This is a genomic window from Aeromonas sp. 602200 (genome assembly GCF_049173895.1).
Lineage (GTDB): Bacteria > Pseudomonadota > Gammaproteobacteria > Enterobacterales > Aeromonadaceae > Aeromonas > Aeromonas veronii_A.
Genome location: NZ_JAAKSL010000021.1, coordinates 15,843 through 38,752 on the forward strand (window position 1 = coordinate 15,843; position 22,910 = coordinate 38,752).

Genomic DNA, 22,910 nt, shown 5'->3' on the forward strand with positions numbered 1-22,910 from the left:
ACGGAGCGTACAGCTATGGCCGAACGCTCCCGGGGGCAGCCCCGCTGTCATAGGTGTTTTCCCTTAGACCGGTGGCTTTGCGTCGCGCCCTTTCGGGTCACTTTGCCTTTTTCACCCGATTTCTGTGCAGCACAGAGAATCAAGTGACCTGAGTAACAGGCTGCTTATGATATGCACTTAAAAATAAATTAATCAACGTATGTGTATGATTTGTTTTGGTTATTAACTTGTTGATTGGTTATTTTCCAAGCATGGAAAGGGCCGGTGATAGGCCGCTGTAACCTACTCTTTTGTCGATTGGATTTGGTCTGCTCCCTTGTGGTTCGAGAGTTGAAAAAGCCGCAAAAAGAGCAAAAAAGTACCGATTATTCATGCTGTTGCCGTCCAGTATCTGGCAGAGAGGTGTTTGAGCTCACAAAGAGGGGAAAACAGTGCCGAGAGGTGGATTCCCGCTTGATTATTGCGTGGCTTGGCCACATGTTAGAAAGCCATACAGAGCTGCTAAAGCGGTCTGTTCAAGACCAAACAAGAGGTAACCGGGATGAATAACCCTTTGCTGACAATGGATTCGCTGCCCCCTTTCAGCCAGATCAAGCCGGAGCAGGTGCAGCCTGCCGTGATTCAGGCGATTGCTGATTGCAAGCAGAAGATCAGCGATGTGCTGGCCCAGCGTGATCCCCATACCTGGGATAGCCTGATTGCCCCGCTGGAAGAGGTAAATGACCGCCTGTCACGGATCTGGTCACCGGTCAGCCACCTCAACTCCGTACTCAACAGCGAAGCGCTGCGCGAGGCCCATGACGCCTGCCTGCCGTTGCTCTCCGAATTCCAGACCTATGTCGGTCAGCATGAAGGGCTCTATCAGGCCTATCTGGCCCTCTCCCAGAGCGATGATTTCCCGCTGCTGAGCGGCGCCCAGCGCAAGGAGATCCAGAATACCCTGCGTGACTTCCGCCTCTCCGGCATCGGTCTGCCTGCCGAGGCGCAGCAGCGTTACGGCGAGATTCAGGCCCGCCTCTCCGAGCTGGCCTCCCGTTTCAGCAACAACGTGCTGGATGCCACCCAGGGCTGGCACAAGCTGGTGGCCGATGAAGCCGAATTGGCCGGTCTGCCCGACAGTGTGCGTGCCGCTGCCCGTCAGATGGCTGAACTTAAAGGCAAAGAGGGGTGGCTGTTCACTCTGGATATCCCTTCCTACCTGCCGGTGATGATGTACGCGGACAACCGCGAGCTGCGCGCCGAGATGTATGAGGCCTTCACCACCCGCGCCTCCGATCAGGGCCCCAATGCGGGCAAGTGGGACAACTCCGCCATCATGAGCGAGCTGCTCACCCTGCGCCGCGAACTGGCCCAGCTGCTGGGCTTTGCCAACTATGCCGAGCTCTCCCTGGCCACCAAGATGGCGGACAAGACCGAACAGGTGGTGAGCTTCCTCACCGATCTGGCGGCCAAATCCCTGCCGCAAGGCAAGGCCGAGCTGGAGGAGATCCGCGCCTTCGCCGCCGAGCAGCATGGTCAGAGCGAGCTGGCCGCCTGGGATCTCCCCTACTACGCCGAGAAGCTCAAACAGCACAAGTTCTCCATCTCCGATGAGCAGCTGCGCCCCTATTTCCCTGCCAACAAGGTGGTGAAAGGGTTGTTCGAAGTGGTCAAGCGGGTGTTCGGCATGAAGGTTCGCGAGCGCCTCGGCATCGACACCTGGCACCCTGACGTGCGCTTCTACGACATCTTCGATGCCGACGACGAGCTGCGCGGTAGCTTCTATCTCGACCTCTATGCCCGCGAGCACAAGCAGGGCGGGGCCTGGATGGATGTTTGTTTGGGTCGTCGCTACCGTCAGGATGGCTCGCTGCAAAAGCCGGTGGCCTACCTGACCTGCAACTTCAACGGTCCGGTGGATGGCAAACCTGCGCTGTTCACCCACAACGAAGTAGTTACCCTGTTCCACGAGTTCGGCCACGGCATTCACCACATGCTGACCCGGGTCGATGTGGCCGGCGTGGCCGGCATCAACGGCGTGGCCTGGGATGCGGTAGAGCTGCCGAGCCAGTTCCTCGAGAACTGGTGCTGGGAGTCCGAAGCACTGGCCTTTATCTCCGGCCACTACGAGACCGGCGAACCGCTGCCAGCCGATCTGCTGGAGAAGATGCTGACCGCCCGCAACTTCCAGGCTGCGATGCAGATGTTGCGCCAGCTGGAGTTCGCCCTGTTTGACTTCCGTCTGCACCAGGAGTTTGATCCGGCCAATCCGGCGCAGCTTCCGGCGCTGCTGGATGAGGTGCGCAGTCAGGTAGCAGTGATGACGCCACCGGCGTTCAACCGCTTCCAGCACAGCTTCTCCCACATCTTCGCGGGCGGCTATGCGGCGGGCTACTACAGCTACAAGTGGGCCGAGGTGCTCTCTGCCGATGCCTTTTCCCGCTTCGAGGAGGAGGGCATCTTCAACCCGGCCACCGGACAATCTTTCCTGAAGAATATTCTGGAGAAGGGGGGCTCGAAGGAGCCGATGGAGCTGTTCCGAGCCTTCCGTGGTCGTGAGCCCAAGGTGGATGCTCTGCTCAGACACAGTGGGATTGCCGCATGAGGCTGATGGCCACGACTGCACAGAGCCTCAAGCAGATACATTTTTGAGCCATAGTGGGATCAAGACGTGATTTCTGCGATAAAAAGGGACCTTTTGGTCCCTTTTTTCAAGGCTTTTTAATATCTTGCTGATTGCATATTTGCACAGCCTACGGCTCTTCAGTAGAGTCGTGTTCTAACCTTCAAGGAGAGAAAGCCACTTGCCATGAGGCGAGCACTCGATTCCGTCTGTCAAATCATCTCCAGTCTGGCTCACTCGAGCGGTCAGGGATATTTCGATACCTTTGTGAGTGAAATCGCCGCTGCTGTGATGGCTGATGTCGTCCTGATCGCCAGCAGGGAATCAAATGCTACCCACCTGACGGTTCAGACCGCCTATCCCTCCTCCCTTGACACCGATGCCCTGACGCTGCCACTGACTGACTCTCCGGTTGCCATTACCTGGCAGGAGGGGGAAGCCTGGTTCAGCGATCGTCTGCTTCAGCTCTTTGCCAACGTTCCCCTTGCACAGGAGTGGCAACCTCAGGCCTATGCCGGGATTGTCCTCAGGAATGCAGATGGCGAGACCATAGGTATCTGCGCCCTGCTTTATCGTCAGCCGCAGGCCAATATGAGCAAGGTGATTGGGTTACTCCGGTTGCTTGCTCCGTTGGCGGGTCGCGAGCTGGCGCTGATGCTGCAACGACAGCTGCCCTCCCCTCTGCCTGAACCGTCCCATGCATTGCAGAGCATGCTGTTCCAGGCTCCGGTGGGGATCGGCAAGCTGGACCTGGCTGGCCGTATCCTCTGGGCCAACCCGGCCATCGAGCAGATGCTTGGTTATCCCCTCGACGAGTTGCTGCAGCGATCCATCTCCGACATCAACCATCCCGAGGATTGGCAGGGCAGCCTCGTTTGCTACGAAGAGATCCGCCGTGGCGAGCGCAGCAGTTTCACCCGGGAGAAGCGCTACTTCTGCAAGGGGGGGCAGATCTTGTGGGGGCGGGTAACCGTCACCCTGATCCGTGACAAGCAGCAGCAGCCGGACTACCTGATGGTGCTGCTGGAGAATATCGATCCTCTCAAGCGCCATGCGGAGCAGCTCAAGCTCTCCCACCGGGTCTATGACAATCTCTCCGAGGCGATCCTGGTCTGTGATGCCGATAGCCGCATCATCTCGGTCAATCCGGCCTTCGAGCAGATCACCGGCTACAGCAGTGACGAGGTGCGAGGCCAGCGCCCCAGCCTGCTCAAGTCGGGGCTGCACGATCAGACCTTCTATGCCGACATGTACCATGCGCTGGAGCGGGTGGGGGTATGGCGTGGTGAGGTGTGGAACAAGCGCAAGAATGGCAAGCTCTATCCACAGCAGTTGATGATTAGCACCCTGCGGGAAGGGGGCAGGATCAGCCAGTACATCGCCATCTTCAGCGACCTCTCCCAAACCAAACTGGCCGAGCAGAAGATCGCCGCACAGGCCAACTATGACAACCTCACCAGCCTGCCCAACCGCTGGCTGTTCAGTCGCTGTCTCAGCCGCTTCTGCGAGCGGGGCGAGCGCTTCGCCCTGATGGTGCTCGACCTCAACAACTTCAAGGCGGTCAACAACAGCATGGATCACCATGCCGGTGACGCCCTGTTGCGGGAGGTGTCGGACCGGCTGGTGAGCCGGGTGCGCACCGAGGACCTGGTGGCCCGCATCGGTGGTGACGAGTTCGCCTTTCTGGTGCCAGGCATCGTCACCCGTCGTCAGGCCGAGGTGTTTGCCAAGCAGGTTATCGGTAGCTTTACCCGTCCCTTCATGCTGGCCAACCAGCATCTCTATGTTACGGCAACCGTGGGGATGACCCTCTGCCCCGTCGATGGTAGCGAGAGTGACGAGCTGCTGCGAAACGCCGAACAAGCGTTGTTTGCCGCCAAGCGGCAGGGGCGGTTGATCGGTACCTACTGCTCCTCAATGCGGGAAGAGGTGCGTCAGCGCCACCAGATGCAACAGGATCTGGCGGAGGCGATCAAGCTGGAGCAGTTAACCATGGCCTACCAGCCGATCTGGGACAACCGCAGCGGTCGGGTCGCCAAGCTTGAGGCGCTGGTGCGCTGGTATCACCCCCAGTGGGGACAGGTGTCGCCAGCCGAGTTTATCCCGCTGGCGGAAGAGGCGGGGTTGATTCAGGGGCTGGGTGCGCTGGTGTTGTGGCAATCATGCCGGGATCTGGCTCGGTTGCAGCAGTCCGGCTTCCCTGATCTGCAGATGTCGATTAACCGCTCCACCATGGAGTTCCAGACTATCGACCCTGAGGCGAGCGAGTGGCTCAAGGTGATCCAGCACTTCGGGCTCGATCCTGCCGACATCGTCATCGAAATCACCGAATCTCTGCTGATGGAGAGCAGTGATCAGCACAGGGTGCGGATCGATGCCCTGCGCGAGGCGGGTTGCAAGCTGGCTATCGATGATTTCGGTACCGGCTACTCGGCCCTCAACTATCTGCGCTCTTTCCCGGTGGATCTGGTCAAGATCGACCGCTCTTTTGTGCGCCATATCCCCTTCAACGAGCAGGATCGGATGCTGCTGGACGGCATCATCAACATAGTGCACAACCTCGGTATGCAGGTGGTGATTGAGGGGGTAGAAACCCGCGAGCAACTCAACTTCCTCTGTCAGAAGGGATGTGCCTTCACCCAGGGTTATCTGCTCAGCCGCCCGCTGGCCTATGACGATCTCACCGAATATCTGCAGCTCAATGACAAGGGGATGTTTCTGCAGATCAGTTAGGGGGTTTACTCCTTCGATGTCATCTCTGCCTGCTTCGTTTGCAGTGTCCGGTAATTCTCGCCGAGATAGCGCAGATAGATGCGATCCAGTACCCCTTCATCCAGCATCTGTTGCAGCGCCTTGTTGTAGGCAGGCAACAGGTCTGCTTTCTGCTTACCAAAACAGAGGTAGAGCGGTGTCGAGTCGATAAAGGGGGTGAGGGGGCGGATCTTGACGTCCTGCTCCCTGGAGAGGATGGGGGCCGAGAAGTAGTCGAGGATGATGAGGTCAACCCGGCTCTTCTCAAGCAACAGCAGCAACTGCTTGTCTGAATGGGCCTTGATGGGGTCCCATCCGGTGAAGTTCCTGATCTTGTCGGTATAGTCATAGCCCCTGACCATCCCTACTTTCAGCCCCTTGGCCATCTCCCACGAGAAGTTCTGTAGCGGACTGTCACTGCGCACATAGGCGGCCAGCGGATAGAAGGCGGTAGCAAGATCAGAGTGGTAGCAGCCGGGGAGGGGGGCATTGTCGAGGATGCCATCAGCCAGTTGGGTACTCACATACTGTTCGCAGCGCCCCCACGGCAGTTCGAGCAGGGTTAGGGTCATTCCGAGGCGTCTGGTTGCTTCCTGATGGATCTCCACCGATATCCCTTCCATCAGTTTGCCCTGTTCGGCGTAGGAGAAGGGGGGCCAGTCTACACCGCATACCTTGAGACTGGTGCTGCTCTGGGCGGCAAGCAACAGGGCTATCAGCAGCTGCATGGGATTCTCCGGGATATGAGGGGGGTTGTGGTACACTCGCTTCACTGAACTTAGAACGCATCCAGAGACCATGCAAATCCTCCTCGAAGACCCCGCCAAGGCCGCGCAGGCAGACGCGCTGGCCAGCCAGCTTGGCCAAATCGACCTTCCCCTGTTTGCTCTGGTGTTTACCCCGGAGCGGCTGGAGTTGCGCAAGCTGGATGAGCCCAAGCTGGGGGCCGTCTATGTGGATTTCGTCGAAGGGGCCGTCGCCCATCGCCGCAAATTTGGCGGCGGTCGTGGCCAGTCCATCGCCAAGGCAGTGGGGCTCAGGGCCGGCGCCACACCGACCGTAGTGGATGCCACTGCCGGACTGGGGCGTGATGCCTTCGTTCTGGCTTCTCTTGGTTGCAAGGTGACCCTGATCGAACGCAGCCCTGTGGTAGCCGCCCTGCTGCAGGATGGTCTGGCTCGAGCCGCCGAAGACCCGGAGATTGGCCCCTGGGTGCGCGAGCGGATGCAGTTGCTGCACGGCCCGGCGGTGGAGACCTTGCTAGGGCTAACCGAGCGGCCTGACGTCATCTACCTCGACCCCATGTTCCCCCACAAACAGAAGTCGGCGCTGGTGAAAAAAGAGATGCGGGTGTTTCAGTCGCTGGTGGGGCCGGATCTTGACGCCGATGCCCTGCTGCCGGCGGCGCTGAAGATGGCACAAAAGCGGGTAGTGGTGAAGCGACCGGACTATGCTGGCTGGCTCAATGAGCACAAACCCAGCATGGCTATCGAGACCAAGAGCAACCGCTTTGACGTCTATGTGATGGCGGCGCTGGCGGGATAACGCCGCACGCGAGGGGTAAAAGAAGAGGGCCAACCCGATGGGGTTGGCCCTCTTGCCATCTATTGGCCGTCGGCTGGGGCCGGCGGGGTAAAGCGGATCAGTTTTTCCTCCCCCTGCCAGCTGAATCTCATGGTCGCCAGATCCGCCAGACTGAGTTGCTCGCCGCTGTGCAGCTGGAGATACTCTACTCCATCGCGGGCCTCTATGGTGCGGATCCGATCCGCCCACTGACGTCCGTCCCGACTGGTCAGCGCGACCGGCAACTGCCAGCTGGCGGCGATCTCCAGCCAGTCGTAGAGATCGCAACTGATGGGTTGGTAGGTGTTCATGTGCGGGTTGCCCTCTTGTCGCCGGTTACTGGAAATTGATGATGGTGGCGGGCGCCACCACCGCCTGGGCTTTCTGCACCTGTTCCAGTTGCAGCGGGTCGCCAGCCAGCGCCGGATCGTCCTCGTGGCCATTGCAGACCAGCGCCAGATCGTAGCTACCGAGATTAACAAATCCCAACTCGTAACCAAAGCCGCCACCGCTTTGCGGCAACACGGGCGCGCTGGCATAGAAGCCGTTGTCGCTGTCCGCCATGTCGGGGTAGTTGTCGTCACTTCTGGGTTGGTAGAAGTAGACGAAAGCCTTGTCGGTCAGCAGGCCGCCACACAAGCCAGCTGCTACCGTGCCCCTGACGATGGTGACCTGGGTGTTATTCACCAGCCGCACCCCTCTGGGCTTGAGCTTGTAGTACTGCTCGTGGCCGGGCAGCACCATGGCCTGGCGCAGGTCGAACTCGGTGGTGAAGGCGCTGAGGCCGTTTGCTGCGATGGTGAAGGCATCCAGCTTGAGCTCGCTGCTTGGCACTTCCAGCGGCTTGATCCCCCCATCATCCCGTTTGACGTAGGAGTAGGGGGTGCCATTCAGAAATTGGTTGCTGACCTCCCGTCCATCCAGTATCCGCAACCTCATCTGGCTGTAGTCACCGGGCATCACGCTCTGACCGGACAGCAGGGGGCGACTGGCGGATCCTTGATAACTCAGCAGGTCGATGTAGGTGAACTGCGGCCGGTCTGCACTGTCGAGCGGTATCGTCTCGCCGCTCGGGGTGCAGCCATCGTCCTGGGCCGAGGTGAGAAAACTGGCGGTGGTCCAGATCTGTTCGTTGCCGGCGACGGGGTGGATGCTGATGTTGGCGACGGCGATGCAGACCTTGCTGACCGCATCCACCGGGGCGTCGGAGAAGGCCAGCGAGAGCTGGGCTGGTTGTGGTTGGCTATTGCTGTCGCCACCACCGCCGCAGGCGGTGAGCAGGGTGGTCAGTCCGATCAGAGTCAAGGATTTCATGGCGTCCATTCCGGTTGGTTATGAAGACACCCCAACTCTAGTCGAACGTTGGTCATGAAGGGGAGGCTGGGCCCAGACGCAAGGGCGGGATCTGCCCGTCAGCCCAATAACATCAAGGTGTAGGCCTGAGTAGCACCAGTGTTGGCAGCGAAAGAGATTTTCGGAACGCCGGGGCACTGATTGGGCGTGGCCCAATCAGGCTTCCAGCAGGCGGGTGGGCCAGCCCATCTTCTGCTGGCGCTCTACCTCGAGGCGCAGCTCGCTGGCGCGCAGGTAGTGCTCGTCCAGCCACCCCTTGGGCAGGGTCAGGGTCAGTGACTCCTCTTCTGCCTGCAGGGTGAAGCTGGGCACTGTGCCCTGGGTACGGCGCATGCAGAGGATCAGCGCGATGCGCAGGATACGGGCCAGCCGGATCGCCTGACGACCGGTGACGGCACCCTGTTTCTCCAGTGGTTCCAGCTTGAATTCGTCCCGCTGGTTGAACAGCAGGGCCGACAACAGCTTCTTTTGCGCGGGAGTAAAGCCCGGCATGTCGATGTTGTCGATGATGTAGGCGGCGTGTTGCGGCGCCTTCTTGTATTCGATACAGAGGCCGATCTCATGCAGCAGGGCGGCATAACGCAAAATCGGGCGACCGTAGCGTTTGGAGAGTCGCCAGGCCGGTTGCAGCTGGTTGAACGCCTCGACGGCGGTATCGCGCACCCGTTCGGCGTGCTCTTTATCCAGCTGATAGCGGCTGATCAGGCTGTCGGCGGTGCGATCCCGGGCATCACAGTCGTGATTGTTGCCAAGCAGACCGTAGATCAGTCCTTCGCGCAGGGCGCCACCCGCCAGCGTCATGCTCTCGATATCGAGGGTTTCGAAGATGGCGATCAGGATGGCAAGGCCGGAGGGGAACACGGTCAGCCGTTCGGCCGCCAGCCCTTCCAGTTGCAGCCGGTCGAGCTTGCCGCAGGCGATGGCCTGACCCATCAGCTCCTGCAACTTCGGCAGGGTGACCCGCTCGCTCTTCCCTTGCGCCAGCATGATCTCTTGCAGCGCCTGTACCGTGCCGGAGGCGCCGACGCAGGTGCGCCAGCCGAGGGCGCGGTAATCTTCCGCCACCTTCTCCAGCACCGTCTTGGCGGCGGCAATCGCCTGCTCGAAACGGGCTTCGGAGAGCTCGCCATCACCGAAGTGATTGTTGAGCCAGGTGACGCAGCCCATGTGCAGGCTGTTGAGCAGTTTTGCTTCGCTATGTTCGCCGATCACCAGTTCGGTACTGGCGCCGCCGATGTCGATCACCAGCCGGTTGCCTTCCCCGGCAGAGGTCCAGGAGACCCCTTCATAGATGGTCTTGGCCTCTTCCTCGCCCGAGATGATCTCGATGCTGTGGTTGAGCACCCGTTCCGCTTCGCTGAGGAACTCGTCGACGTTGGTGGCCAGCCGCAGGGTGGCGGTGCCCACCACCCGGATATTGTCGGCCGGAATGTCCTGCAATTGTTCGGAGAAGAGACGCAAACAGTCCCAGCCCCGCTCCATGGCGGCACGGCTGAGACGAAATTCCGGATCAAGCCCTGCTGCGAGGCGAACCTTGCGCTTTACCTTGGCGACGGTGCGCAGGGCACCGGCGACCTCGCGCACCACCAGCATATGAAAGCTGTTGGAGCCGAGGTCGATGGCGGCATAGAGAGGCGAGTTGTGCAACGGGCCTGTCCTTAGCTCTTGCGCGGCGGACGACGACGGTTGTTGCTGTTGCCACCGCCCTGACGATCCCGCATGTTGCGGTTCACCGGCTGACGGTTGCGGAACACCCGTTTCGGCGGGGTCACGTCATCCAGCAGCGCTTCGCGATCATATTTGCTGACCGGAATGGCGTGGTGGATGTACTCCTCGATGGCCGGCAGGTTGAAGGCATAGTCTTCACAGGCTAGGCTGATTGAGTGACCGCTCTTGCCGGCACGACCGGTACGACCGATGCGGTGTACATAGTCTTCAGCGTCGTCGGGCAGGTCATAGTTGAAGACGTGGGTCACGTCAGGGATGTGCAGACCACGGGCGGCCACGTCGGTGGCGACCAGAATATCGAGCGCACCCTTGGTGAAATCCTCGAGGATCTTCATCCGCTTCTTCTGCGGCACGTCACCGGTCAGCAGACCGACGCGGTGGCCGTCGTTTTCCAGCCAGGCATGGACGTCTTCACAGACATGCTTGGTGTTGGCGAAGACGATGGCTTTTTCCGGCCACTCCTCTTCCATCAGGGAGAGCAGCAGCAACATCTTGTCTTCATTGGAGGGGTAGAACAGCTCCTCCTTGATCCGCACGCCGGTCATCTGCTCCGGCTCTACCTGCACATGTTCCGGGTGGTTCATGTGTTCGTAGGCCAGCTCCTGCACACGCAGGGAGAGGGTGGCGGAGAACAGCATACTCAGACGTTCGGTCGCGGGCGGCATGCGGCGGAACAGGAAGCGGATGTCCTTGATGAAGCCCAGATCGAACATGCGATCCGCTTCGTCCAGTACCACGACCTGAATGTTGCCGAGATCGATGACTTTGGACTTGAAGTAGTCGATGATGCGGCCGGTGGTGCCGATCAGGATGTCGACGCCCTGCTCCAGCACGGCCAGCTGCTTGTCGTAACCTTCGCCGCCGTAGGCGAGGCCGAGTTTCAGGCCGGTAGAGGCGGCGATGCTGTCGGCATCGTTATAGATCTGTACTGCCAGTTCCCGGGTGGGGGCCATGATGATGGCTCTGGGTTGGTTAACCAGACGGGGTTTGGTCAGCGGGTGGGTAAGAAGATAGTTGAAGGTGGCGGCCAGAAAGGCGATGGTTTTGCCGGTGCCTGTCTGTGCTTGCCCGGCGAGGTCATGGCCCTCTACCAGCAGTGGCAGGGACAGTGCCTGGATGGGCGTACAATAGTGAAATCCCTTTGCTTCCAGACCAGCCAGAACTTCGGGTTCGAGGCCCATTTGGGCGAATTTGTCGGTCGTTAAGTGTGTTTTGCTCATGGCGGTAGGTTATCAGGTTAGGCTTGCAATAATAAACAGGATCATTTCAAATAGGGCAACTATTGCCTTTATTGACGAGTCAATAAAGCCTTATTTACTGACTGGAGTTGGAGATGAGTGACAAGATTGTTCAGCTGAGCGATGCCAGCTTCGAGGCAGATGTAATCAAAGCCGATGGCGCCGTTCTGGTCGACTTCTGGGCCGAGTGGTGTGGTCCGTGCAAGATGATTGCCCCGATCCTGGAAGAAGTTGCCCAAGAGTACGAAGGTCGCGTGACCGTAGCCAAACTGAACATCGACCATAACTCTGATACTCCGCCGAAGTACGGCATTCGTGGTATCCCGACCCTCTTGCTGTTCAAGAATGGCGAAGTGGCAGCGACCAAGGTCGGTGCTCTGTCCAAGACTCAGCTGAAAGAGTTCCTGGACGGCAACCTGTAATAATCGAAGAGGAGCGCATTGCAATAATGCGCTCCTTGTGTTTTATCACCTAGACGCTCATCCCGATTGGTGCTAGTTTATCGCTCGTTTGCTAACCTTTTTGCCTGACTCTTTGCTAACCACAGCCTGGCAATCAAATCCGATCAGCATCAATCCAGCAGACTGTCTCCTCATTTCAATCCTTGCTTACAGACTTTCACCACTATGAATCTGACTGAATTAAAGAACACTCCTGTGTCCGAGCTGGTCAAGCTTGGCGAATCCATGGGGTTGGAAAATCTGGCTCGGGCGCACAAGAAAGATATTATTTTTGCAATCCTCAAGGCGCACGCCAAGGGTGGTGAAGATATCTTTGGCGACGGTGTGCTGGAAATCCTGACCGATGGTTTCGGCTTTCTGCGCAGTGCAGACGGCTCCTATCTGGCAGGCCCTGACGATATCTACGTCTCCCCGAGCCAGATCCGCCGTTTCAACCTGCGTACCGGCGATACCATTTCCGGCAAGATCCGGCCACCGAAAGAGGGCGAACGCTACTTCGCACTGCTCAAGGTCAATGAGGTCAATTACGACCGTCCGGAAAACTCCCGCAACAAGATCCTGTTTGAAAACCTTACCCCTCTGCATGCCAACGAACGTCTGCGTATGGAACGGGGTAACGGCTCTACTGAAGATATCACCGCCCGTGTACTGGACCTGGCTTCCCCCATCGGTAAAGGCCAGCGTGGCCTGATCGTGGCGCCGCCCAAGGCCGGTAAGACCATGCTGCTGCAGAACATCGCCCAGAGCATCGCCTACAACCACCCAGACTGTGAACTGATCGTTCTGCTGATCGACGAGCGTCCGGAAGAAGTGACCGAGATGCAGCGCATGGTGAAGGGCGAAGTGATCGCTTCCACCTTCGACGAGCCTGCTTCCCGTCACGTTCAGGTTGCTGAAATGGTGATCGAGAAGGCCAAGCGTCTGGTCGAGCACAAGAAAGACGTGGTGATCCTGCTGGACTCCATCACCCGTCTGGCCCGTGCCTACAATACCGTTATCCCGTCATCCGGCAAAGTACTGACCGGTGGTGTGGACGCCAACGCCCTGCACCGTCCCAAGCGCTTCTTCGGCGCCGCGCGTAATGTGGAAGAGGGCGGCAGCCTGACCATCATCGCCACCGCGCTGATCGATACCGGCTCCAAGATGGATGAAGTCATCTACGAAGAGTTCAAGGGTACCGGCAACATGGAACTGCACCTCTCGCGCAAGATTGCCGAGAAGCGTGTCTACCCGGCCATCGACATCACCCGCTCCGGCACCCGCAAGGAAGAGCTGCTGACCACTGGTGACGAGCTGCAGAAGATGTGGATCCTGCGCAAGATTGTCCACCCGATGGGCGAGATCGACGGTATCGAGTTCCTCATCGACAAGCTGGCGATGACCAAGACCAACGACGAGTTCTTCGACGCCATGCGGCGCCAACAGAAGTAAGTCCGGTCAGAAAATGACGAAACCGCGGCCTTGGTCGCGGTTTTTGTTTATCTGTTTTCCGGTTGCCCTAGTAGTATGAGATCCCGATGTCGCATGGATGGAGACGTCATGAAGCCTGTTGTCTGGTTATTGCTGGGATTGCTGAGTGCAATGCCAGTCTGTGCGCAGAGTGCTCCGGCTACGGCGACAGCCGAGACGCTGCAGACGCATCGGCACTATCTGGCGAGCCGTCTGCAGCAAGGACAATTTGCCGCCATCGACTCTCTGCTGGCGACCCTGAGCCGCGAGCAGCGGGAGTTCCTGCTGTTGCAGCTGCTGCGGGATATTCCGGTTACCGCTCCTGCGTCCCCCGCGTTGCAACGCTGGGTCGAGGCACAGGCCGACAAGGCTCCAGAGTGGCTGCAGGAGCAGCAGGTAGACGGTTTTCTGGTGCAGCAACCTGTCTACGATTTTGCCGCGCAGGCCCGTCAGTTGCTGGGCGAATGGCAACTGCACTCATTGGTGCAGCGTTATCGGCAGCAACTTGCCCAGGGCAACTTCCAGCTAAAGTCCATCTACTACAGCAGTAACCCCGATATTGCCATGCAGCAGCAAGCTCTGTTGCTGGCCCTCGACGCCTTGCCGCAATCGATCTGGATGCGGGAGGCGCAAGCGCTGGCCAGCCGGAATATCTATCTGCCCGACAATCAGCTGTTGCTCCATCTGCTGCTGCGCACAGGTGAACCGGCGCTCTATGGCATGTTGTGGCGGCGGCCGGCAGATCAGGATGCGCTGCGCGCACTCGCCACCATCAACCGCTTCCATCATGGCAATACGGCCAGCTCCCTGCTGATTGCCGCCAGCGGCAATCCCGGTTTGAGAGAGCCGGCCCTGCGCCAGCTGAGCGCCCTCTCTCCTTTGCCGCCACAAGCCCAGAAATACCTGCTGGCCGAGCTCTCCAACCGCCAATACGGGGCGCTGGTGGCCGGTCTGTTGATGGAGGTGGATGAACCCCAGTTGCTCTCCGGCCTTGCCAGACGCCTCGGCCAGCGTGATCTCCCCCCCGCAGCACCGAGTCTGCTGCCTGATTCGGGTACACCCGATGGGTAGCCAGGGTTATAATGCGTGACCTCCTGAACCCGGTTGGGAACTTGCATGAAATACAAGGATTTGCGTGATTTCATCGCGCAGCTGGAACAAAACGGACAACTCAAGCGCATCACCCGCGAGATAGACCCCTATCTGGAGATGACCGAGATCAGCGATCGCACCCTGCGTGCGGGTGGCCCGGCTCTGCTGTTCGAAAATCCCAAAGGCTACACCATGCCGGTGCTGACCAATTTGTTCGGCACCCCGGATCGGGTTGCCATGGGCATGGGGCAGCCCGATGTGGGCGCTCTGCGTCAGGTCGGGGTCTGGCTCTCCTATCTCAAGGAGCCCGAGCCGCCCAAGGGATTCAAGGAGCTGATGGAGAAGCTGCCGATCTTCAAGCAGGTGCTCAACATGCCGACCAAGCGCCTCTCTTCTGCCCCCTGCCAGCAGGTGGTGCAGGAGGGAGATGCGGTCGATCTCGACCAGATCCCGATCCAGCACTGCTGGCCCGGCGATGTGGCGCCGCTGGTCACCTGGGGCCTCACCATCACCCGCGGCCCCTACAAGAAGCGCCAGAACCTCGGCATCTATCGCCAGCAGAAGATCGCCAAAAACAAGCTGATCATGCGCTGGCTGGATCATCGTGGCGGTGCCATCGATTTTCGCGAGTGGCAGGAGGCCCACCCGGGCGAGCGATTCCCGGTGGTGGTGGCACTCGGTGCCGATCCGGCGACCATTCTCGGCGCGGTGACGCCGGTGCCGGATACTCTCTCCGAATATGCCTTTGCCGGTCTGCTGCGCGGCAGCCGTACCGAGGTGATCAAGGCCATCAGCTGCGATCTGGAGGTGCCCGCCAGCGCCGAGATCGTGCTGGAAGGCTATCTGGAGCCGGGTGAGATGGCGCCGGAAGGGCCCTATGGCGACCACACCGGTTACTACAACGAGGTGGACGAGTTCCCGGTCTTTACCATCACCCACATCACCAAGCGGCGCGATGCCATCTATCACAGCACCTACACCGGCCGTCCGCCCGATGAACCGGCGGTACTGGGTCTGGCGCTGAACGAGGTGTTCGTGCCGCTGCTGCAGAAGCAGTTCCCCGAGATTGTGGACTTCTATCTGCCGCCGGAGGGGTGCTCCTACCGGATGGCGGTGGTGACCATCAAGAAGCGTTACCCGGGCCACGCCAAGAGGGTGATGCTGGGAGTCTGGTCATTCCTGCGCCAGTTTATGTACACCAAGTTCGTGGTGGTGTGTGACGATGACGTCAACGCCCGTGACTGGAAGGATGTGATCTGGGCCATCACCACCCGGATGGACCCGGCACGGGACACCACCTTGATCGAGCATACGCCGATCGACTATCTGGACTTCGCCTCGCCGGTCTCCGGCCTCGGCTCCAAAATGGGGCTGGATGCCACCAACAAGTGGCCGGGCGAGACCAATCGGGAGTGGGGTCAGCCCATAGTTCAGGATGAGGCGGTGAAGCAGAAGGTCGATGCCATCTGGGATGAGCTCAATATCCTCGGATGAGGCAAACATGACAGCTTTGCTGCAAAAAGTGATGCGATCCGCACTGATTTGAGTATTCTCGACTGACGGGGCCAGGGCTGCTGGTCGTCACTCCATAGTGAAACAATGAGCGAAGCGGGCCGAGCGAGCCCGCCACAAGGACAAGAATGCAACGTATCAAATGCCGCGTAGAGGAACTGCGCGAATATGTCGACACCATCTGGCATGTGGCTCTGACGCCGCAGCAAGCGATCAGCTTCAAGCCGGGCCAGTATCTGCTGGTGGTGATGAGCGATTCGGACAAGCGCCCCTTCTCCATCGCCAACTCGCCGACCCGCCCGGGCGTGCTGGAGCTGCAAATTGGTGCCACTCCCGAGAACGCCTATGCCGGTCAGGTGCTGGCCCGCATGCGCGAGCAGGGGGAGATCGAGGTCGAATTGCCGGCTGGCAAGGCGTTCCTGCGCGATGAGTCTCCCCGTCCGCTGATCCTGATGGCGGGCGGCACCGGCTTCTCTTACGCCCGCTCCATTCTGGAATATCTGATCGACACAGGCAGCAAGCGCCCGGTGTTCTTCTACTGGGGGGTGCGTCAGGCTCACTGGCTCTACGAACTGGAGCAGATGCAGCAGTGGGAGCGTGACTATGCGCCGCTCACCTTTATCCCGGTGGTGCAGGAGCCGGATGCTGACTGGACCGGCAAGAGCGGACTGGTGCACAAGGCGATCATGGATGACTTCGTCAGCCTCCACGACTACGACATCTATGTCGCCGGTCGCTTCGAGATGGCGGGGGCCGCGCGTGAGGAGTTCAAGATCCTCGGCGCCGAGCCGGAGCGCATCTTCGGTGACGCCTACGAATTTATCTGACGGGATCCCCGCTTGGATGACGCAGCCCCCGGTTTTGCCGGGGGCTTTTGTTTTTGTGGCTGCCGCAGTACCTGATCGTACCGAATGGTTGGATTATCGCGGCGTTATCCCATTATTTTTCAATATATTGGCTATGAATGGCTACTAATCTGGCTTGGCTGGTGGCATCTTTGTTTGGATTGACAAGAGTATCCATAGAGCAAGCACAAGGAGGCGCAGTGTTAAGCAAAGAGGCAAGGGGGCAACCCGGGTATGATCGGGAGGCACCCTGCGCGACTGAGCTGGCCGCCATGCCGGAACCCTCCTCCGGTGGTGATGCGTTTGCCCGTTTGCAGGCAGAGATCGCCGCTTTGCAGCATGAAAACGGCCTGTTGCAGGAGAAGCTCAATGCCGCCCTCGATGGCACCGGCATCTGTCTCTGGCAGGGCACCATTCCCACCGGCGAACTGCGGGTCTTCAATCTGCAGAACTTTCAGGCCGGTGACATGGCCCCTCATTTCGATCAGTGGAGCGCCAAGCTCCATCCCGACGATCGCGCCCATGCCATGGGCAGCTACTTTGCCCACCTTGAGAGGAAAACGCCCTTCTACGAAGCTGAATACCGCACCATCAGCCCGGCCGGGGAGATCACCTGGCTGTGGGATCGTGGTCGCGTAGTGGAGTGGGATGATGAGGGCAGGCCATTGCGGATCATGGGCTCCCATATCGATATCACCCAGCGCAAGGCTTATGAGCAGCGGCTGGCAGAGCGTGCCAACTGCGATGCGCTCACCGGCCTGCTCAACCGGCAGGGATTTGGCAAGGCGTTCGCTCTACAGCCGCCACAAGGGACGGGGGCACTGCTCTTTATCGATCTGGATGACTTCAAGGGGATCAATGACCAGTTGGGCCACGCTTGTGGTGATCAGGTACTGCAGCAGATGGCGGAGTGGTTGCGTCTCATTATGCCGGGCTCTGCCCTGTGCGGCCGTTACGGCGGTGACGAGTTTGTGGTTTATCTGCATCGTGATGTATCAAACCATGCTCTGGCTCATCTGGCCGATGCCCTGATCTGCCGGATGCATGGTTACGTGCCCAAACCCGGTTGCCCGCAGCGGGTGGGGCTGAGTATCGGCATCGCCCTGTGGGAGGAGCAACCATTGAGCTTCCGACAGGCATTGGAGGTGGCCGACCGGGCCATGTACGAGGCCAAGGCGCGCGGCAAGCGGGCCTGGTATCTGCTTCAGGTGTGATGCTTTTTACAGGTTCAATACAAAGCAAAAACCCCAGCTGAGCTGGGGTTTTCGTTATTCGCCTTTGGCGCCGAGCTGCTGCTCGAGCTGAGCCAGCTTGCTTTCGAGGGCGGCCAGTTTTTCCCGGGTACGCAGCAGCACCTTGGTCTGCACGTCGAACTCTTCACGGCTGACCAGATCCAGCTTGCCCAGCTGCGCTTGCAGTACCTGACGCATCTTCTTCTCGGCCTCTTCACCCATGCTGCGAATGCCGGGTGGCAGGGAGTTGTGCACCTGCTTGGCGATCTCTTCCAGTTTCTTCGGGTCGATCATGATGTCCTCCTTAAGCGTTGGCGGACATTCTACCGACAATTCCCTCACTTTGCCGAGATCGCGGCGGCTTTTTAGTCGTGATGGTGCCCGCTGGCTGGTCGGGTCTGGTTAATCACTCACTGTTGTTACCCTTGCGCCCCTTTGTTGACGTAAAACCTTGATTCTCGCCACAAACCTGAGCAGAAGATGACCAACATGAGTCTCGTTGGTTGTTGGTTTTATGTTAACGTCTTGCAGTCGCGGTCGTGATGGCCTCGTTGGCTGGTGATGGATAACAACCCTATAAAAAGAGAATAAAAAATGAAGAAGAAGCTAATTTATGCAGCTGTTGTCAGCGCTCTGCTGAGCGGATGTGGTGGAGATGACAACAAGGGAGATACTACCAGCTCCCTGGACTATGCCCTGAGTGGAGCCAATGGACTTCGCCCGAGTGTGCTGGCCCCCCGCGCCAGCGATGGTACCCTGAAGTTTTCGACAGAAACTGCTGATCTGTCGAACCCGGTATCTGCCCTCTCCACCCTTGATGGCTGGTCAACCACCCAACCCGTCCAGCTGGTACCGGCGACCGTGACCGGTGTCTCTGTGCCGGCCCCGGCGGCCAGCGAGTATGTCTCTGCCGTTGCGCCCCTCTACCTGCTGGAGCTGGTACTGGATCCGGTGACTCAGCGACCCGTTGGAGTGAAGAACAATAAGCCTCTGACCTATGGCACTGACTTTGTGGTGAGTGATGGTGGCGGCAAACTCAATCTGGTTCCGCTCAAGCCGCTCAATCCCTCTTCCTACTACATGATCGTGGCGACCGACTCCCTCAAGGACAGTCGTGGTACGCCGCTCAAGGCCGGCGGTGATTACAGCAACTTCAAATCGACGGCTGGTGCAACCGCGCAGGAGCAGACCATCAGCAGCCTGATTGCGCTGCAGGAAGCGTTGTTCAAGGCCGCTACCGGGATTACCGGCGATCGGGTGATTTTCTCCGACTGGTTTGCCACCCAATCTGGCGCCGATGTGCTGCTGGCTGTGAAGGGAGCTGCGGCCACCGTGTTGCAGAGCCCGACCCTGGATGCCGCATCGTTGTGGAAGCAGGACGCCAAAGGCAACACCAGCCTGCCGGGGACCTATACGATTGATGCGCTCAATGGCGGGGTATCCTTCCTGACCCAGCTGGCGAACGAGCCATTCTTGCCTCAAGATGATCGGGATGCGATTGCTGCCGCTGTCGCTGCCAATGCCACATTGAACGGCATCGCGGCGGTGACCAAGGTGTATACCGGTGCCGTCAAGCTCCCTTACTTCCTCTCTACTCCAGCGATAGCCGGCTCCTGGGACAAGGCCAAGACCCAATCCTGGCATGGCGCCATTCCCAGCCTCTATGCCATCGCCAATGCGTTGAAAGCGGGTGATACCGAGGTGATCGGTGGGCTGGTCGGGGCGGGTGTGGACCCAGTACTGCTGGGTGAGCTGATCGCCGATCCGAGCCGTCAGGCCGATCTGCTGAGGGAGGCGAGCAAGCTGATCGGGGTGACCCTCACCTCCGGTGGCAAGCCGCTGGATGCCGAGCGCAATATCGGTCGTTTCAACCCGCTGCCGACCCTGACCGAAGTACAATCTGTACCGCTGCGGATCTTTGCCCCCACCACTGACCTCAGCACTGTCACCGATGTGATCATCTATCAGCACGGGGTCACCTCCATCAAGGAGAACGCCTATGCGCTGGCGCTGAGCCAGATAGGTGCCGGGTTAGACCCATCAGTGAACAAGGTGGTTGCTGTGGTGGTGATCGATCACCCGCTGCACGGTGAGCGTGGCTATGCCCTGAGCGGCAGCATGGATACCGTCACCACCTCCGAGAACCCGACTCCCTATCTGAATTTGGGTTATCTGACGGTGGCGCGGGACAACCTGAAACAGAGCGTGGCCGATCTGCTTGGCCTTCGCCTGGCTGTCGGTCTGGCCAATGCCAAGGGGCTGGGTGGCCAATTGGGTGGTGCTGGTCTGAAGGTGCATTTCCTCGGTCACTCACTCGGTGCCATTACCGGGGCCAATCTGCTGGCTGTAGCCAACCAGACCACCGGCAGTGCTCAGGCTGATGCCCTGTTCAAGTTCGATACCGGCGGTCTGGCGATGCCGGGTGGCGGCATCGCCCCGCTGCTGCTCAACTCGCCGAGCTTCGGGCCGACCATCAAGATGAGCGTGCTCACCTCGGGCAGTCCTGAGTTGAAGGCCGGGTTTGAGGCTTATGCTCCCGGTTGCCAGACGGCGGTGCCGACCTGTTTCGTGAACGAGTTCCTGCCCAGTCTGGATGCGGCTACTCAGGCGGGGGCTGCGAGCACCTTGCAGAGCTATACCTTTGCCGCCCAGTCAGTGCTGGACTCTGCCGACCCGATCAATCTGGGCAGTGGCGTCGCCAAGAGCTTCCCGCTGTTCGCCACCGAAATTGTTGGTGATGGGGCGCTCAGCTTGCCGGATCAGGTGATCCCCAACAGCATCGCCTCTGCGCCGCTGGGTGGCACCGAGCCGCTGTTCCGGGTACTGGGTTTGCAAGAGCTGAAGGGTTCCGGCGTGCTCCCGGCGGGTCACCATGCTGCGCGCTTCCTGAAAGGGGGCCATAGCTCGCTGCTGGCCCCTGACGAGAACTTTGATCCGACTGGCGCGGTCACCTCCGAGAGCCAGACCCAGTTCGCCAGCTTCTTTATGAGTGGCGGTGCGGCGGTCAAGGTGACTGACGACACCCTGCTCAAGCAGTAACTGCGCAGACCATAAGCAAACGCCGCCCTTCGGGGCGGCGTTCTCGTTTCTGAAACTGCTGAATAATCAGGTCGGCTGGTGGTTGCGATCCAGCCAGCCTTGCAGCAGGCCGACCAGCAGACCGGTCAGGTGGGCGATATTGGCGGTGCTGGTGCCCAGCATGTCGAAGAAGCCGAGCACCATCCAGAACAGCATAAAGCCCATCAGCGCCGGTGGCAGAGTCAGGCCACAGGCCGGTTGCAGCTTGCTGCGCAGCCAGCAGTAGCCGAGCAGGGCATAGACCACGCCGGAGAGGCCGCCAAACAGCGGGCCGCTGGCGAAGAACTCGGCGATATTGGGCAGGGCGGCGCCCACCAGCAGCAGGATCAGCAACTTGCCGCTGCCGAGGCGCTGCTCGATCTGGCCGCCGAGATACCACCACCACAGCAAGTTGAACACCAGATGGAGCACCGAGAAGTGGATCAGGGCGGGGGTGAAATAGCGCCACGCCTGCCAGTCGGTGAACTGGGCCAGTGTCGGGTGGAATGCCAGTTCGTCGTAGATGGGCAGGCCGATGGCCTCGATCCCGTAGATGGCGAGACAGGCGATGATCACCACCAGCGTCAGTGGTCCCGCCTGATGGAGGAAATCGGTGATGGGGTCCGTCATCCCCTTGCTGTAGTCGATGCGGGCATCGGCGCGGCCGGATTGCCAGGAGGCCTCCATGTAGCGCGGGTGGCCCGGCTCGGCCAGAAATCGCTTCACCTCCAGCTGGGCCTGCGCGAGGCGCTGCTCGTCCGCCAGCCAGATGGTGACCCCCAGCTCGGACTGGGTCAGCTCGCAGGAGATGCCCAGGGTAGCAAGATAGTCCACCAGCGCCTGTGCCATGCGGGCGTTGTCGAGCACCAGCAGCTGGATCATGCCTCGCCTGCCTCGATGGGAAACTCCCGGCGCCACGCCTCGAAACCGCCATCCAGACTGTAGACCTCGTCATAACCCTGTTGCAGCAGGTATTGGGCCGCCCCCTGACTGCTGTTGCCGTGATAGCACATCACGATGACCGGGGTATCGAAATCCACTTCATTCATAAAGCGCACCAGCGTGCCATTGGTGAGGTGGAAGGCGCCGACCGCGTGGGCCGCTTCAAAGGATTGCGGGTCGCGAATATCCACCAGACGGGCTTCACCCGCGCTCAGTTTCTGGTGGGCATCATGGGCATTGATATGGGCAAACTGGTCCATCGGGATGTCCTGCGAATAGGTTGATTACGGGCCAGTGTACCGCAAGCTTGGGCGCAAACTAACCCCACAAAAGATAAGGGAGCCTGCGGCTCCCTTGTTGATATGGCATGCGGCTCAGTGGGTTAACCGCCCAGATAGGCCTGCCGCACGGCCGGGTTGGCCAGCAGGGCGGCGCCCGTGTCTTGCAGCACCACGTGGCCGTTCTCCAGCACATAACCGCGGTCGGCCAGCTTGAGCGCCTGGTTGGCGTTCTGCTCCACCAGAAAGATGGTCATCCCCTTCTGGCGCAACTGCTCAATGGTGTCGAAGATCTGCTGGATGACGATGGGGGCGAGCCCCAGCGAGGGTTCATCCAGCAGCAGCAGGCGTGGTTTGCTCATCAGGGCACGGCCGATGGCCAGCATCTGCTGCTCGCCGCCGGACATGGTGCCCGCCCGTTGTTGCAAGCGTTCGTGCAGGCGCGGGAACAGGGTGAATACCTGATCCAGCAGGCCATGCTGCTCTGCCTTGTCGACGAAGAAGGCGCCCATCAGCAGGTTCTCCTCCACCGTCAGGCGGGCGAAGATGCGGCGCCCCTCCGGCACCACGGCGATATCCTTGCGCATAATGCGGGCTGTGGTGAGGGAGCTGATCTGCTCCCCCTCAAACCAGATGGAGCCGCTGCTGGGCTTGGGTTCACCGCAGAGGGTCATCAGCAGGGTGGTCTTGCCCGCGCCGTTGGCGCCGATCAGGGTGACGATTTCCCCCTCTTTCACCTCGACGCTGATATCGTGCAGCGCCTGAATTTTGCCGTAGTGGGTCGATACGTTGCGAAGTTCTAACATC

Annotated in this window: 19 protein-coding genes and 1 riboswitch; of the genes, 10 read left to right on the plus strand and 9 right to left on the minus strand. The window is 59.8% G+C overall.

Annotated elements, in window-relative coordinates:
* Positions 1-31: 31 nt before the first annotated feature.
* A riboswitch (cyclic di-GMP riboswitch) is annotated at positions 32-117 on the minus strand.
* Between the two features lie 424 nt (positions 118-541).
* Together prlC and G5221_RS19265 are read left to right on the plus strand one after the other, a co-directional pair.
* Positions 542-2,584, plus strand: a complete 2,043-nt coding sequence (gene prlC / locus G5221_RS19260) for an oligopeptidase A (protein ID WP_421263737.1) — start codon at positions 542-544, stop codon at positions 2,582-2,584.
* Positions 2,585-2,788: 204 nt separating this feature from the next.
* Positions 2,789-5,335, plus strand: coding sequence for a putative bifunctional diguanylate cyclase/phosphodiesterase (locus G5221_RS19265; protein ID WP_421258821.1), 2,547 nt, complete (start codon positions 2,789-2,791; stop codon positions 5,333-5,335).
* 5 nt (positions 5,336-5,340) lie between these two features.
* On the opposite strand, the gene G5221_RS19270 is transcribed toward G5221_RS19265, so the two are convergent.
* Positions 5,341-6,081, minus strand: a complete 741-nt coding sequence (locus tag G5221_RS19270) for a substrate-binding periplasmic protein (protein ID WP_227341664.1) — start codon at positions 6,079-6,081, stop codon at positions 5,341-5,343.
* A gap of 70 nt (positions 6,082-6,151) precedes the next feature.
* Between G5221_RS19270 and G5221_RS19275 the strand changes: the two genes are divergently transcribed.
* A complete protein-coding gene (locus G5221_RS19275) occupies positions 6,152-6,898 on the plus strand; it encodes a class I SAM-dependent methyltransferase (protein ID WP_421258819.1) in 747 nt (248 codons plus the stop codon).
* A 59-nt stretch (positions 6,899-6,957) separates the two neighbouring features.
* On the opposite strand, the gene G5221_RS19280 is transcribed toward G5221_RS19275, so the two are convergent.
* From G5221_RS19280 to rhlB, 4 genes are all read right to left on the minus strand, one after another.
* A complete protein-coding gene (locus tag G5221_RS19280) occupies positions 6,958-7,227 on the minus strand; it encodes a Rho-binding antiterminator (protein WP_421173146.1) in 270 nt (89 codons plus the stop codon).
* A gap of 25 nt (positions 7,228-7,252) precedes the next feature.
* Entirely contained in the window at positions 7,253-8,230 is a 978-nt protein-coding gene (locus G5221_RS19285) for a DUF4382 domain-containing protein (protein WP_266135501.1), read from the minus strand.
* 195 nt (positions 8,231-8,425) lie between these two features.
* Positions 8,426-9,916, minus strand: a complete 1,491-nt coding sequence (gene gppA / locus G5221_RS19290; protein ID WP_227341662.1) for a guanosine-5'-triphosphate,3'-diphosphate diphosphatase — start codon at positions 9,914-9,916, stop codon at positions 8,426-8,428.
* Positions 9,917-9,927: 11 nt separating this feature from the next.
* Entirely contained in the window at positions 9,928-11,217 is a 1,290-nt protein-coding gene (rhlB, locus tag G5221_RS19295) for an ATP-dependent RNA helicase RhlB (protein ID WP_421263738.1), read from the minus strand.
* A 113-nt stretch (positions 11,218-11,330) separates the two neighbouring features.
* Between rhlB and trxA the strand changes: the two genes are divergently transcribed.
* The 6 genes from trxA to G5221_RS19325 all read left to right on the plus strand — a co-directional run bounded on the left by trxA (position 11,331) and on the right by G5221_RS19325 (position 17,808).
* Positions 11,331-11,657: a thioredoxin TrxA gene (gene trxA / locus G5221_RS19300; RefSeq protein ID WP_005339416.1), complete on the plus strand. Its 327-nt coding sequence runs from the start codon at positions 11,331-11,333 to the stop codon at positions 11,655-11,657.
* 204 nt (positions 11,658-11,861) lie between these two features.
* The gene (gene rho / locus G5221_RS19305) at positions 11,862-13,127 is read left to right on the plus strand and encodes a transcription termination factor Rho (protein ID WP_005342418.1); all 1,266 of its coding nucleotides are present in this window, start codon (positions 11,862-11,864) and stop codon (positions 13,125-13,127) included.
* 108 nt (positions 13,128-13,235) lie between these two features.
* Positions 13,236-14,216: a hypothetical protein gene (locus G5221_RS19310; protein ID WP_421263739.1), complete on the plus strand. Its 981-nt coding sequence runs from the start codon at positions 13,236-13,238 to the stop codon at positions 14,214-14,216.
* Positions 14,217-14,261: 45 nt separating this feature from the next.
* A complete protein-coding gene (gene ubiD / locus G5221_RS19315; RefSeq protein ID WP_005339421.1) occupies positions 14,262-15,731 on the plus strand; it encodes a 4-hydroxy-3-polyprenylbenzoate decarboxylase in 1,470 nt (489 codons plus the stop codon).
* A 146-nt stretch (positions 15,732-15,877) separates the two neighbouring features.
* A complete protein-coding gene (gene fre / locus G5221_RS19320) occupies positions 15,878-16,576 on the plus strand; it encodes an NAD(P)H-flavin reductase (RefSeq protein ID WP_042054686.1) in 699 nt (232 codons plus the stop codon).
* Positions 16,577-16,794: 218 nt separating this feature from the next.
* Complete coding sequence (locus G5221_RS19325) at positions 16,795-17,808, plus strand: sensor domain-containing diguanylate cyclase (RefSeq protein ID WP_227341660.1); 1,014 nt, start codon at positions 16,795-16,797, stop codon at positions 17,806-17,808.
* A gap of 54 nt (positions 17,809-17,862) precedes the next feature.
* Here the strand turns inward: G5221_RS19325 and ubiK are convergent, their stop codons facing one another.
* Positions 17,863-18,120 (minus strand): ubiquinone biosynthesis accessory factor UbiK, encoded by a 258-nt coding sequence (ubiK, locus tag G5221_RS19330; protein WP_005339429.1) that lies wholly within the window; start codon positions 18,118-18,120, stop codon positions 17,863-17,865.
* Between the two features lie 300 nt (positions 18,121-18,420).
* On the opposite strand from ubiK, the gene G5221_RS19335 reads away from it, so the two are divergent.
* A complete protein-coding gene (locus tag G5221_RS19335) occupies positions 18,421-20,865 on the plus strand; it encodes a VolA/Pla-1 family phospholipase (protein ID WP_421263740.1) in 2,445 nt (814 codons plus the stop codon).
* A 66-nt stretch (positions 20,866-20,931) separates the two neighbouring features.
* On the opposite strand, the gene glpG is transcribed toward G5221_RS19335, so the two are convergent.
* The 3 genes from glpG to G5221_RS19350 form a co-directional block, all read right to left on the minus strand.
* Positions 20,932-21,765: a rhomboid family intramembrane serine protease GlpG gene (glpG, locus tag G5221_RS19340; protein ID WP_005339431.1), complete on the minus strand. Its 834-nt coding sequence runs from the start codon at positions 21,763-21,765 to the stop codon at positions 20,932-20,934.
* On the minus strand, positions 21,762-22,085 hold the full coding sequence (gene glpE / locus G5221_RS19345; protein WP_005355913.1) for a thiosulfate sulfurtransferase GlpE: 324 nt from the start codon (positions 22,083-22,085) through the stop codon (positions 21,762-21,764). Before glpE ends, glpG begins: the two co-directional genes overlap by 4 nt.
* 122 nt (positions 22,086-22,207) lie before the next feature.
* Positions 22,208-22,909 carry an ABC transporter ATP-binding protein gene (locus G5221_RS19350; protein WP_236297787.1) on the minus strand — a complete coding sequence of 234 codons (702 nt, stop codon included), beginning with the start codon at positions 22,907-22,909 and terminating at the stop codon, positions 22,208-22,210.
* Position 22,910: the final 1 nt, after the last annotated feature.